Genomic DNA, 12,813 nt, shown 5'->3' on the forward strand with positions numbered 1-12,813 from the left:
TAACAATAACATGTCTGGAATTTTAGATTTATTAAACAGCGATTTAGGAAAACAAATTGTAAGTAACGTTAGTGAAAAAACAGGAATAAATCCTTCTCAAGCGAGCAATGTAGTTTCTTCTAGTTTACCTGCTCTATTAGGAGCTATGCAAGGAAACTTGCTTTCTGGAAACGGTGCTGAAGGGCTAATAAATGCTGTAACTAGTGGAAAACACGACGGAAGCATTTTAGAAAACTTAGGAGGTTTTATTAATGGAGGTGATTTCACTGATGGATCTAAAATTTTAGGTCACTTATTAGGAGACAAATTAGGTGCAGTTGAAACGGGTATTAGTGAAAAAACAGGTGTTTCTAGCAGTATTATTTCAAAAATATTACCCATGTTAGCTCCAATTATTATGGGTTATTTGGGAAAACAAACTAAAAACAAAGGTGTATCTGACGGTGAAGGTTTAGGAGGTATTTTAGGAAGTTTATTAGGAGGAAGCACCGATGGCAGCTCTCTTGGTGGTAGCTTATTAAATTCGGTATTGGATCAAAATAACGACGGAAAAGTAGATGTTAACGACGCCATTTCTGCCGTAACTAAGAAAAAAGGTGGCTTAGGCGGTTTATTAGGAAGTTTATTTGGCAAAAAATAACATATGAATCATTCAAATATGTTAAAAGCATCGACTATGTCGGTGCTTTTTTTTATCTTTATAACAGAATAAGGAGTAATTCTCCCCTTTTTAATAACTATTTATCTTGAAACAATATTTTATCATATTAGTTGGTATTTTAGGAATTGCAATTGCTTGTGATACTACTAAAGATATTGCTTCAACAGATAAACCAAAATTAGAAAGTGACACCATTCATATTGCAAATGATAAAATTGAATATGAAGTAACGATTATTGATGCTGGATTTCAATCTTGGTTCAATACAAATGCCAGACCAAGAAATTTTTATTCACAAAATTATTTGGAAGCTAGAAATAGAGTTTGGGTACTAGAATGGAATCGCAGAGCCATGAATCCCTATCAATTCAATCCCAATTTATACGAATTACAAATTAATTACGATAGCAACATCGATTATGGATATGAAGTAAATTACATGATTTACAACTATCTTGTCTATTTTCAATTAAAAAACAAGCAACGTCTTGGAATGTTTATGCCACGAATTTAACACTACATGAATAAACTGAAACAACGCTGGAATATCACTTCCAATTGGCAACTTCTTATCATTTTTATTGTATTTGCTATAACGGGTTCAACTGCTGCTTATATTTCCAAACCTATTACAAATGCCTTAGGAATTACTAAAGAAAATATGTCCTTATGGTTGTATTGGCCTGTTCGATTGCTGCTTATTTTTCCTTTATACCAAGTCTTGTTAGTTTTAATTGGTACGCTTTTCGGACAATTTCAGTTCTTTTGGTGGTTCGAAAAAAAGATGCTCCGTGGAATGAAATTAGGCTTTATTGCCAATTTTTTAGATAATAAATTGAAATAAAAAATCCCGAATAATTCGGGATTTTTTTATTCTTCTTTTTTTATTACATATTGATAAATCCAAGTAATGGTAAACGTAGGAATAAAATCGATAAAAGGAAATGCTTCTTCTATAAATCCAATAATTCCCGCTACTTTTCCCGTCATTCCTTTGTACATATATAGTAAAAGTAAACCTGAAATAGGTGCCCAAATTACATCTGTAATTTCAGCAAATAAAGGAACAATGTAGGAAAGCATGCCTATTAAATCAAATAAAATACTCAAGAGTAATTTTGATTTTTTGCTAGACGTTTTCGGTTTAGTTATGATTTGAGCTTCTTCAGCCATTTCAAAAAAATTAAAAATTAATCTATTGAAAGATAACAAAATAAATGCCAAAAACTATTCTTTCTTAATTAATTTATAAAAATCATCTCGAAACGCTTTCTCTTTAAAAACGCCTCCATATTGCAACGTAGAAGTAAAACTACTTTCATCTTTAATCCCTCTACTAGAAACACATAAATGGGTTGCTTCAACCACAACAATAACATCTTCTGTATTTAGAACCGTTTTCAATTCATTAAAAATTTGCATAATCATGCGTTCCTGAACTTGTGGCCTTTTTGCATAATAATCTACAATTCTATTCAATTTAGATAATCCAATTACTTTTCCTGAAGATACATAACCAATGTGTGCTTTTCCTACAATAGGTAAAAAATGATGCTCACATGTTGAATTAAAACTAATATTGGCTTCCACTAACATCTTATCATAATGATAGGAATTATCAAAAACCGAAATTTTTGGCTTATTGGCTGGATTTAATCCTGAAAATATTTCCTGAACAAACATTTTAGCTACTCGATGCGGAGTGCCTTTTAAACTATCGTCTGTAAGATCTAAACCTAATTCTTTCATGATTACAGCAAAATGCTCTTCAATAACTTCCATTTTCGCTTCGTCTGATTTATCAAAAGCATCTTTTCTTAATGGCGTTTCAGCCGAAGTCATTTGATGATTATCTCCTATAATCTCAAATATTTCTTTTTCAAGTTGCGTATTCATTTTCTTTTCCTTTCTTATTTCAATTTCGATTTGTAATATTTTCTCAATTTCTCCAATTTTGGAGCAATTACCATTTGACAATATCCTTGCAATGAATTTTGGTTGTAATAATCTTGATGGTATTCTTCTGCTGGATAAAACTCACTTGCAGCGGTTACTTGGGTCACAATGGGATTGGTATATAATTTCTCTTTGTTAAGCCATTCAATATAATGCTCTGCTTTTTGTTTTTGTTCCAAAGAGTAATAAAAAATCTCACTTCTGTATTGGGTTCCAGAATCAGCTCCTTGCCTATTCAAAGTAGTAGGATCATGTGTGCCAAAAAATATTTCTAATAAATCTTGATAAGCAACTTCTTTGGGGTTAAAAGTAATTTGAATGGCTTCTGCATGGCCAGTCGCACCACTACACACTTCACTGTAAGTTGGATTTTTCGTCTTTCCTCCTATATATCCAGAAGTTACTTTCTGAACTCCTTTCACTTCTAAAAAAATGGCTTCGGTACACCAAAAACAACCACCCGCAAATGTGGCAACTTCTAAATTTTCGTTCATAGTAACGGCTATTGGTTCTTTAAATTCTTTTGGTTTAAACTTCCCTTCTTGAGAATGGCAAGCTTGTAAAATAAAAAAACTAACTAAAATTAAATATTTCATGTAATTCTTTTTTTTGTTTAACAAATATACTAAATAAGTTAAACAAACATGTATTTTAACTTATATTTATTATTTACGAAAATAAATTGTATCAGGTTTAAAATTCAGAATTAGAAAAAAAATAGTTTCTTTGTACAAATGATTGAAAGATGATTAAGGCAACAAATTTACATAAATATTACGGCAGTCTTCACGTACTCAAAGGAGTTGATTTACATATTAAAAAAGGAGAAATTGTATCTATAGTGGGAGCTTCAGGAGCAGGAAAAACCACTTTATTACAAATTTTAGGAACTTTAGATAAACCGGATGCAGCATCTGGAACTTATTTAGAAATTAATGGTGAGGAAGTAACTCCAATGAAAGACAAAAATTTGTCACGCTTTAGAAACCAACACTTAGGTTTTATTTTTCAATTCCACCAACTTTTACCTGAATTTACAGCTTTAGAAAATGTTTTCATTCCTGGGTTAATTGCCAAAAGAGATAAAAAAGAAGTAGAATCGGAAGCTAAAAAATTATTGGATTATTTAGGTTTATCGCATCGTTTGCATCACAAACCCAGTGAACTTTCTGGAGGAGAACAACAACGCGTTGCAGTCGCTCGTGCTTTAATTAACAAACCCGCTGTAATATTTGCTGACGAACCTTCTGGAAACTTAGACACTAATTCAGCAGAAAATTTGCATCAATTATTCTTTAAGTTGAGAGATGAATTTGGGCAAACCTTTGTAATTGTAACTCACAATGAAGATTTAGCCAATATGGCAGATCGTAAATTAACTATGGTGGATGGTAATATTAAGGCTACCAATGAATAACAATAATGACAAAAGAACAGCTTAAAGAATTTCTAGACGAAAAAGTAACCTTATACAACAATCCTAATTTTATTGAATCAGATCCTATACAAATTCCGCATGCTTTTACCAGTAAAGAAGATATTGAAATTGCAGGATTTTTAGCAGCTACGATTGCATGGGGAAACCGAAAAATGATTATTAAAAGTGCCCAAAAATTAATGGATGCAATGGGTAATGCTCCTTTTGATTTTGTCATGCATCACACTACAACAGATTTAAAAACGTTAGATCATTTTGTACATCGTACCTTCAATAACTTAGATGCAATTACGTTTATTCAATCCTTACAAAACATTTATAAAAATCATAACGGATTAGAAGCTGTTTTTCACAAATTCAGCGAAAAACATTCGATGCAAAAGGGAATTTCTGAATTTAAAAAAGTGTTTTTTGAAATTCCACATGCCTCTAGAACTACTAAACACATTTCAGATCCTTTAAATAATTCAGCCGCTAAAAGAATCAACATGTTTTTAAGATGGATGGTTCGAAATGATAACAAAGGTGTTGATTTTGGAATCTGGAAAAGTATTTCCCCCGAAGCCTTATCTTGTCCACTAGATGTACATTCTGGTAATGTTGCAAGAAAGTTAGAACTCCTTACTCGCAAACAAAATGACGCAAAAGCATTAGCCGAACTAGATACTAATTTAAGAGTACTAGATCCAAAAGACCCTGTAAAATATGATTTTGCTTTATTTGGATTAGGTGTATTCGAAAAATTCTAAGCGATATTATTCTTCATCTTCTTCTTTACTAACCAAAGGATGATCCAAAATTCCTAGCCCTACAATTTTAATAATGTTTACAATAGTATTGTATAACATTAGCACCACCATAATCAATAACGAACTTAAGATACTAGAAATTCCTAAAGAAATATAATACACAAAATTAAACCAGTTGTAAGGCACGCTCTCCGATTCTGTTATAGGTAAATTAAAAATCAAAAAAGTAATTACTGCCGCAACAAACACAAAAGTATCTAGCTTCGCTATTTGCAAAATATGTCGGTAATGATCTTTTTTTAATTTCGATTTGGAACTCGAACTAATTCCTAATAAGGTAAGTAATAGAGCTAGAATCGTAGCAGAAGCTAAAGCGATCGTATTGCATAAAGTATTCATTCCTGTTAGCGAATTACGAATTAAAATTTTGGCCTCATAACCACTTAATTTTCCTAATAGAAAAGTTCCACTTAATATAATAGCTAATGAAATTGCACCTCCTAATAAAGCTCTCTTGGTATATGTACTGATTTTCATCGTTAATAATTTAAGATATTTTACCAACAAAAGTAATGGCTCATTGTTTAAATTCTTTTATACAATATACGCTTTATATTGCAAAATCTTCATTTAAAACCCTAAATAACAACAATATGGTAATAGTATAACGGATTTCAAAAATCTTATAAGGCAGAAGTAGGAGCTTCATTCTAAATTTGTAATAGAAAATGAGAAGAACAATTTCTCATTTTATTTAAACGATTTACAAACTAAAAATTTATTATTATGTTACGTTGGACTATCACATTTATTATTTTAGCAATAGTTGCTGGAATATTCGGTTTCGGAGGAATTGCAGCTGGTGCTGCTAGTATAGCAAAAATTTTATTCTTTATTTTTATTGTACTATTTATTTTATCACTTATTAGTGGGAGAAGCAGAGTTTAAGAAAAAAGAAAAATATTACCTATCCTGTAGATAAATTACTATAAACTAAATTTATCTACAGGATTTATTTTATTCTGTAGCTACAGCATCTCTATCGCCTTCTTCTTTTTTACCTTCTTCAATAATCTCTTCAATTTCTCCATCTTCTGCTACATTAGTATTCTCAGATAGATTTTCCGATTTATTTTCGGTAACGATACAAAATTTACAAAATAAGGGCAAATGATCCGAACCTATTGCTCGCAAAGTTTTAAATTCATTCACTTGTATGGTTTCAGAATGAAAAAATAAATCAATTGGAAAGCGCAATAATCGATATTTCGCATGGAAAGTAGACACAAAACCTCTTCCAATTCGAGGATCAATTAATTGTGATTTTTTCTTAAATAAAACAGAAGAATTGGCCCAAGCTACATTATTAAAATCTCCTGAAACAATAACTGGATAGTTACTTTCTTTTACTTTTTTAGCAACCGATAACAATTCTCCATCTCGTTCCTTAGAATTCTCTTCTTCCGTTGGACTTGGAGGTGGTGGATGAACTCCAAAAAAAGTAAACCGTTTTCCTGAATTCGTTTCTAAGATAATTTCAAAACTAGGAATATCATCTGCTACAAAATAATTGGTTTTAGATTGAATGACATTTAAATGCGTGTAAAAATGCATTCCATAGGTGTTTTCTAAAGTAACTTTATGTGTATTCGGATAATTCGTTTCAATTTTCCTTAAATGTTCTTCCCAATCTTTGTTAGATTCCATAGTTAGAACAATATCTGGATTTACTTCCTCTATTAAACGAATTAATTTATCGTATTCGTTATTAAATTGGTACACATTCACAGAAATAATACTTACTGAATTTTCTTCATTGCTACTATTACATTTATTTTCTTGACTGTATAAAGGAGTGTACGGCAACAATACTTTTAAATTATACCCAATAAAAAACAGCAACAAAAATTGTACTATTCTTGAAAAAACAGTAAAATCCGAAAAAACAAATATGCTTAATAAGAATAAAATAATTAACAAGAAAAGAAGCTGAATTCTACCAAAATCCCATACTCTAAAAAACCAATGTTGGTGCGGAATAAAAGGCAAAATATTAACCACTAAGACAATACAACAAAGTATATATATAACAAATTCCATAGCATATGTGTCTATTGTAAGACTTTATAAAAATACTCATATTTACGACTAAAAAAAATAAAATAAAAGAAATACCTTTTTTTAATCCAAGCTCTTTTTTTGTAACAAATTTTGCGAAGTATCGTCTACTTTTTAATAAAACTTTATATTTTGGAAACAATACTTACAATTACCAATCTCAATAAAATTTTTAATAAGCGCGTACATGCTGTTAAAAATGTGTCATTTGAAATCAAAAAAGGAAATGTCTATGGTATTTTAGGTCCGAACGGTTCTGGAAAGTCAACAACCTTAGGAATTGTCTTGAATGTGGTAAATAAAACTTCTGGTGATTACCAATGGTTTAATGGAAGTTTACCTACACATGAAGCACTTAAAAAAGTGGGAGCCATTATTGAACGTCCCAATTTTTATCCGTACATGACAGCAGAAGAAAACTTGAAATTGGTTTGTAAAATCAAAGGCATTCCTTATTCAAAAGTTTTTGAAAAATTAGAGTTGGTTGGACTTTTAGAACGAAAAGACAGCAAGTTCAGAACCTTTTCTTTAGGAATGAAACAAAGACTAGCTATTGCTTCTGCATTATTAAATGATCCAGAAATTTTAATTCTTGACGAACCTACAAATGGATTAGATCCTCAAGGAATAAGACAAATTAGAGATTTAATTAAATTAATTGCCTCACAAGGCACTACCATTTTATTAGCCTCTCATTTATTAGACGAAGTTGAAAAAGTCTGTAGTCATGTCGTTGTATTACGATATGGTGAAACCTTATATCATGGTGCAGTTGATGGTATGTTATCTAACGAAGGTTTTTTCGAATTAAAATCAGACAATATCGTATTATTAAAAGAACGTTTACAAAAACATACCGCTGTTAAGGATATAAAAATTGAAGAAGATAAGGTATTTGTTTACCTAAAAGACCATTTAGAAGCAGATGAATTGAATCAATATTTATTTGAAAATGGCATTATTCTCCAACACTTAGTAAAAAGAAAAAACAGCTTAGAGGAGCAATTTTTACAACTAACAAAAACCAACTAAAAACTAAAAAATGAAACGTTTACTCCTAATAGAATTTCAAAAATTATTAAAAAATAGAGCCAGTAAGTTCCTCATTATCTCCTATTTTGTCTTACTCTCTTTTATCGCTTTAATTGCTTCCATTAAGTTTGATTTTGGCAAACTAAAATTTCATATTGCAGAGCAAGGTATTTTTAATTTTCCATACATATGGCACTTTAACACCTATATTGCAGGTTATTTTAAATTATTTTTAGCCATTGTAATTGTTTCCATGATGGCTAATGAATATACCTATGGTACTCTAAAACAAAATTTAATTGACGGATTAAGTAAAAAAGAATTCATTCTTTCCAAATTTCTAACTGTTGTAACTTTTGCTCTCGTTTCAACCGTATTCATTTTTTTAATGTCTTTAATTTTAGGATATTCTTTTTCATCTTACACAGAATTTGGTATTGTCTTTTCAGATTTAAACTATTTAATAGCTTTCTTCTTTAAACTGATTGGTTTCTTTTCATTTTGTTTATTTCTTGGAATTCTGGTAAAAAGAAGTGCTTTTGCATTAGGTTTCTTGCTAATTTGGTATTTTTTTGAATGGATTGTATATGGAATTATGGGAAAATTCATTCTTAAAGATTTTGATTTAATGGATAAAATTTCAAATTTTTTCCCATTGCAATCCATGAGTAATTTAATCAAACAACCTTTTTCAAGATTATCTGCCATTAAAAACATTGAAACTACAATAACAGGTGAAGATGTAGCAAGAGACTATGGTGTTCATTTTTCAGAAATAGCCATTGTTTGTGTTTGGACTTTCATATTCATATATTTATCGTATTATATATTGAGAAAAAGAGATTTATAGTATCTTTGCCTTTGCTATTAAAAAGTAAAGAATGAGGTATTTTATAATTGCAGTTTTTTTATTGATTATTCAAAAGAATCAGGCACAAAGTATCAGTGTAGATCAAAATACTTACACACCACAACAATTAGTTGAAGATATATTAATTAATAGTGGTTGCGCATCGGTAACCAATGTGACTGTTTCAGGTGGAAATTTCCCTTCAGGAGATAAATCCTATGGCTATTTTAATCGAGACGGATCTTCTTTTCCTCTTGAAGACGGAATTATTCTAAGCACAGGTAGAATATATAACGCTCCAGGACCTAATGCCTATATTTCAGATGACGGAAATGGAATTGGATGGAATGGTGATAGTGATTTAAATCAAGCGTTAAATATTTCCAATTCAATTAATGCGACAATACTTGAGTTTGATTTCACCCCTTTAGGAAATCGTATCAGTTTCGACTATATTTTTTCTTCTGAAGAATATCATGGAACCGCAACTTGTCAATATTCTGATGGATTTGCATTTCTACTAAGGGAAGTTGGCTCAACAAATTATCAAAACTTAGCCTTAATACCAAACACTAATATCCCAGTTAAAGTAACCACTGTACACCCAAATATTCCTGGAGGTTGTGGACCACAAAATGAACAATATTTTGACAGCTTTAATGACATCAATCATCCCACAAATTTTAATGGACAAACGAAAACTTTGACGGCCCAAGCAACGGTTACACCTGGCCATCAATACCATATAAAATTAGTCATTGCAGATGAAGGAAATTATCGTTATGATTCTGCTATTTTTCTTAAAGCAGGTAGTTTCAATACTAGTGTAAACCTTGGAGAAGATAGAACTATAGCCAATGGAAATCCTGCTTGTGGAGCTATACTTTTGGACACCCAATTAAATGGTACCCATCAATGGTTTTTAGATGGGAATGAAATTATTGGAGAAACGACTTCCACTTTAACGGTAACGCAAGATGGAACATATACCGTTATTGTTTCTATTCCTGGTTGTTCTCAAGCTCCAACAGACGACATTATTATTGAATTTGCACCAACGCTTGTTCAAAATACCAATGATCCTTTTACAGAATGTGACGCAGACGACATACAAGATGGAATAACCATGTTTGATTTGAGTCTCCTATTACCTCAAATTATTAGTAACCTTCCTTCAAATTATGAATTGGCTTTATTTGAAAGCCCCACTGCTACAACTCCAGTTCCTTTATTATATCAAAACTCGGTTCCCTATCAACAGCCTTTATATGCAAAAGTCATCAATATTGCTGATTGCTATGACAATGAAGTATATCCAATATTATTAGAAGTAGCTACTTTTACGGAAGATTATAGCGATGAAACCTTAGGGCTTTGTGAAAACAATAGTATCGTTCTTGATGCAGGAAGCGGATTTAGTTCCTACAGTTGGAACACTACACCTATTCAGACCAGTCAATCTATAGTGGTATCTACAGAAGGAGATTATGCAGTTACCTTAGAAAATGCTTCAGGCTGCTTTAAAACAAAAACTTTTCACGTTATTGGATCTCAAATAGCTACCATTGAAAATATCGTAATTAATGATTTTTCCGAAAATAATACCGCAACAATTTTTGCTTTAGGAAGCGGACTATATGAATATTCTCTTAATGGATTAGATTACCAAGACAGTCCCATTTTTGAAAACTTACTTCCTGGGAAATACACAGTTTATGTTAACGATAAAAACAATTGTGGTTTTGTTACTGAAACTTTTTATATCTTAGATTATCCAAAATTTTTCACACCTAATGGAGATGGATATAATGATACTTGGCAGATTGAAAATTTAGATAAAAATGGTTTAGAAAATAGTAATATCTATATTTTTGATAGATTTGGTAAACTATTAAAACAAATTAATCCACTTGGAAATGGTTGGAACGGAACTTATAATGGCGAATTATTACCCTCATCTGATTATTGGTTTGTCCTTGAACTAAGTAATGGTAAAACGATAAGAAACCATTTTTCAATGAAACGATAAAACATGTTAAAAAATCTTCTTTTTATTGCTTTAGGAGGTGGCATTGGAAGTTCACTAAGATATCTATGCAATATCTATCTTGCTAAAACATATCCAAATAAAGCGTATATTGCTACGTTTTTAGTAAACATGTTAGGGTGTTTACTAATAGGATTGTTTGTGGGGTATTTCCAAAAACACCAAACCGAAAATGAAGCTTTTAAACTTTTATTAATTACTGGTTTTTGTGGAGGTTTTACTACATTTTCAACTTTTGGATTAGAGAATTTCAACCTTTTACAATCCCAAAATTATATACTAACCCTAGGCTACATTTTGCTGTCAATTGTAATTGGTATCACTTTTGTAGGCATAGGCATATATCTAACAAAATAAAATGCTTTCAACTACCGAATTAACTGAAATACAATCGTTACTAAGTACACCCAAAAAAATCACAATTGTGTGTCATCGAAATCCAGATGGTGATGCTATGGGGTCTTCATTAGGGTTGTTACTTTTTTTAAAACAACTTCAGCATCAGGTTACTTTCATTTCTCCAAATGAATATCCTGATTTTTTAGCTTGGTTACCCAATGCAACTCAAACTGTTATTTTTGAAAGAGAATATGACAAAGCATTACCTCTTTTACAAAATAGTGACTATATTTTCACTTTAGATTTCAATGCCTTACATCGAACAGGTGATGCTATGCAAAAGGTACTTGAAACTTTATCGAATCCAATGATTATGATTGATCATCATCAATTACCAGATTCTTATGCTAAGTATACTTTTTCAGATGTAAATTATGGTTCTACTTGTCAAATGGTATATGATTTCATCAATGCCTTAGGCTATAATCATCTTATTAATAAAGATGTTGCTAGTTGTTTATATACAGGAATTGTAACTGATTCTGGTAGTTTTCGTTTTCCAAAAACCACACCTCAAACACATCAATGTGTGGCTGATTTAATCGACAAAGGAATTAACAATAGTGAAATTCATAATTTATTATTTGACAATTCGAGTTACGAACGCTTACAATTACTTGGAAAAGCATTACAAAATTTAAGAATAGTACCACAATACAAAGCTTCTTATATTACACTAAGTCAAGAAGAATTAAATGCCTTTAATTATAAAAAAGGAGATACTGAAGGAATTGTAAACTATGGTCTAAGTATTCAAGGCGTAATTGTAACGGCTATTTTTATAGAAAACAAAGAAGAAGGAATCATTAAAATTTCATTCCGTTCACAAGGCAATTTTGATGTAAATGAATTTGCCAGAAAGTATTTTAACGGTGGTGGACACATAAATGCTGCTGGAGGAAAATCTTTTTCAAGTTTAGAAGAAACAGTCAATCAATTTATTACTATTTTAGCGGAAGAAAAAGAAAGAAAAGAGAAATGAAAAAATTCTTTATTATCATTACTACATTAGTAATTGCTACAAGTTGTTCAAAACAACAAGCCAGAAAACCTATATCAAAAACAGATGGGAATTTTATAAAAGAGTCTATCGAACGAAATAAAAAACTTATTGCAAGTGAAGAACTCTTAATAGATTCCATCATAAAAAAGGATACTTTAAAAGAATATATAGCTTCTAATAAAGGATATTGGTACAAATACATTACAAAAATAGAAGAAGAAACTGCTTCTCCAGTAAAAGGAGATATTGCCTATTTCAACTATGAAATTAATGATTTGAACAACCAAATAATTTATTCTAAAGAAGAACTAAAACTACAAGCCTACTTGGTGGATAAACAAAACATCATGATGGGACTTCGCGATGGTATTAAATTAATGAAAAAAGGAGAAACAGTTACCTTTTTATTTCCTTCTCATATGGGATTTGGTTATCATGGAGATGATAATAAAATACAATCCAATGTGCCTCTAATTTGCACCGTTGAATTAAAAGACATTAAAAAAGACACTACTCCAAATTAAGTTGAAACATACAAACTATAAAACAAATAAAAACAG

17 protein-coding genes are annotated in these 12,813 nt (G+C 30.8%); 12 read left to right on the plus strand and 5 right to left on the minus strand.

Annotation, left to right across the window (positions count from 1 at the left end):
* The first annotated feature begins 10 nt into the window (after window positions 1-10).
* The 3 genes from FHG05_RS14110 (at window position 11) to FHG05_RS14120 (ending at window position 1,505) form a co-directional block, all read left to right on the plus strand.
* The gene (locus FHG05_RS14110) at window positions 11-640 is read left to right on the plus strand and encodes a DUF937 domain-containing protein (protein WP_140998747.1); all 630 of its coding nucleotides are present in this window, start codon (window positions 11-13) and stop codon (window positions 638-640) included.
* 106 nt (window positions 641-746) lie between these two features.
* On the plus strand, window positions 747-1,175 hold the full coding sequence (locus tag FHG05_RS14115) for a DUF6146 family protein (RefSeq protein WP_140998748.1): 429 nt from the start codon (window positions 747-749) through the stop codon (window positions 1,173-1,175).
* 6 nt (window positions 1,176-1,181) lie between these two features.
* On the plus strand, window positions 1,182-1,505 hold the full coding sequence (locus tag FHG05_RS14120) for a DUF6787 family protein (RefSeq protein WP_140998749.1): 324 nt from the start codon (window positions 1,182-1,184) through the stop codon (window positions 1,503-1,505).
* 26 nt (window positions 1,506-1,531) lie between these two features.
* Here FHG05_RS14120 and FHG05_RS14125 read toward each other — a convergent pair whose 3' ends face one another.
* The 3 genes from FHG05_RS14125 to msrA are packed head-to-tail and all read right to left on the minus strand — an operon-like array spanning window position 1,532 to window position 3,213.
* A complete protein-coding gene (locus FHG05_RS14125; RefSeq protein ID WP_140998750.1) occupies window positions 1,532-1,834 on the minus strand; it encodes a hypothetical protein in 303 nt (100 codons plus the stop codon).
* A 54-nt stretch (window positions 1,835-1,888) separates the two neighbouring features.
* Window positions 1,889-2,557 (minus strand): GTP cyclohydrolase I FolE, encoded by a 669-nt coding sequence (gene folE, locus FHG05_RS14130; RefSeq protein ID WP_140998751.1) that lies wholly within the window; start codon window positions 2,555-2,557, stop codon window positions 1,889-1,891.
* 14 nt (window positions 2,558-2,571) lie between these two features.
* Window positions 2,572-3,213: a peptide-methionine (S)-S-oxide reductase MsrA gene (gene msrA / locus FHG05_RS14135; RefSeq protein ID WP_140998752.1), complete on the minus strand. Its 642-nt coding sequence runs from the start codon at window positions 3,211-3,213 to the stop codon at window positions 2,572-2,574.
* 149 nt (window positions 3,214-3,362) lie between these two features.
* Here msrA and FHG05_RS14140 point away from each other — a divergent pair, with 149 nt between their 5' ends.
* Window positions 3,363-4,034 (plus strand): ABC transporter ATP-binding protein, encoded by a 672-nt coding sequence (locus tag FHG05_RS14140; RefSeq protein WP_140998753.1) that lies wholly within the window; start codon window positions 3,363-3,365, stop codon window positions 4,032-4,034.
* A gap of 5 nt (window positions 4,035-4,039) precedes the next feature.
* On the plus strand, window positions 4,040-4,804 hold the full coding sequence (locus FHG05_RS14145) for a TIGR02757 family protein (protein WP_140998754.1): 765 nt from the start codon (window positions 4,040-4,042) through the stop codon (window positions 4,802-4,804).
* A 6-nt stretch (window positions 4,805-4,810) separates the two neighbouring features.
* Here the strand turns inward: FHG05_RS14145 and FHG05_RS14150 are convergent, their stop codons facing one another.
* Window positions 4,811-5,341: a hypothetical protein gene (locus FHG05_RS14150; protein ID WP_140998755.1), complete on the minus strand. Its 531-nt coding sequence runs from the start codon at window positions 5,339-5,341 to the stop codon at window positions 4,811-4,813.
* Between the two features lie 249 nt (window positions 5,342-5,590).
* Between FHG05_RS14150 and FHG05_RS14155 the strand changes: the two genes are divergently transcribed.
* On the plus strand, window positions 5,591-5,752 hold the full coding sequence (locus FHG05_RS14155; RefSeq protein WP_140998756.1) for a DUF1328 domain-containing protein: 162 nt from the start codon (window positions 5,591-5,593) through the stop codon (window positions 5,750-5,752).
* A 69-nt stretch (window positions 5,753-5,821) separates the two neighbouring features.
* Here FHG05_RS14155 and FHG05_RS14160 read toward each other — a convergent pair whose 3' ends face one another.
* A complete protein-coding gene (locus tag FHG05_RS14160) occupies window positions 5,822-6,904 on the minus strand; it encodes an endonuclease/exonuclease/phosphatase family protein (RefSeq protein ID WP_140998757.1) in 1,083 nt (360 codons plus the stop codon).
* A 150-nt stretch (window positions 6,905-7,054) separates the two neighbouring features.
* Here FHG05_RS14160 and FHG05_RS14165 point away from each other — a divergent pair, with 150 nt between their 5' ends.
* Genes FHG05_RS14165 through gldI form a run of 6 tightly spaced genes read left to right on the plus strand, consistent with a single transcriptional unit; the run spans window position 7,055 to window position 12,777 of the window.
* Window positions 7,055-7,954, plus strand: a complete 900-nt coding sequence (locus FHG05_RS14165; RefSeq protein ID WP_140998758.1) for an ABC transporter ATP-binding protein — start codon at window positions 7,055-7,057, stop codon at window positions 7,952-7,954.
* A gap of 10 nt (window positions 7,955-7,964) precedes the next feature.
* Entirely contained in the window at window positions 7,965-8,804 is an 840-nt protein-coding gene (locus FHG05_RS14170) for an ABC transporter permease (RefSeq protein WP_140998759.1), read from the plus strand.
* Between the two features lie 31 nt (window positions 8,805-8,835).
* Window positions 8,836-10,833, plus strand: coding sequence for a T9SS type B sorting domain-containing protein (locus FHG05_RS14175; protein WP_140998760.1), 1,998 nt, complete (start codon window positions 8,836-8,838; stop codon window positions 10,831-10,833).
* 3 nt (window positions 10,834-10,836) lie between these two features.
* Window positions 10,837-11,208 carry a fluoride efflux transporter CrcB gene (gene crcB / locus FHG05_RS14180; RefSeq protein ID WP_140998761.1) on the plus strand — a complete coding sequence of 124 codons (372 nt, stop codon included), beginning with the start codon at window positions 10,837-10,839 and terminating at the stop codon, window positions 11,206-11,208.
* A 1-nt stretch (window position 11,209) separates the two neighbouring features.
* Window positions 11,210-12,232 (plus strand): DHH family phosphoesterase, encoded by a 1,023-nt coding sequence (locus tag FHG05_RS14185; protein ID WP_140998762.1) that lies wholly within the window; start codon window positions 11,210-11,212, stop codon window positions 12,230-12,232.
* On the plus strand, window positions 12,229-12,777 hold the full coding sequence (gene gldI, locus FHG05_RS14190; protein ID WP_140998763.1) for a gliding motility-associated peptidyl-prolyl isomerase GldI: 549 nt from the start codon (window positions 12,229-12,231) through the stop codon (window positions 12,775-12,777). Before FHG05_RS14185 ends, gldI begins: the two co-directional genes overlap by 4 nt.
* The last annotated feature ends 36 nt before the right edge of the window (window positions 12,778-12,813 follow it).

The sequence above is a fragment of the Flavobacterium profundi genome (assembly GCF_006491645.1).
In the GTDB taxonomy this organism is placed as follows: Bacteria; Bacteroidota; Bacteroidia; order Flavobacteriales; family Flavobacteriaceae; genus Flavobacterium; species Flavobacterium profundi.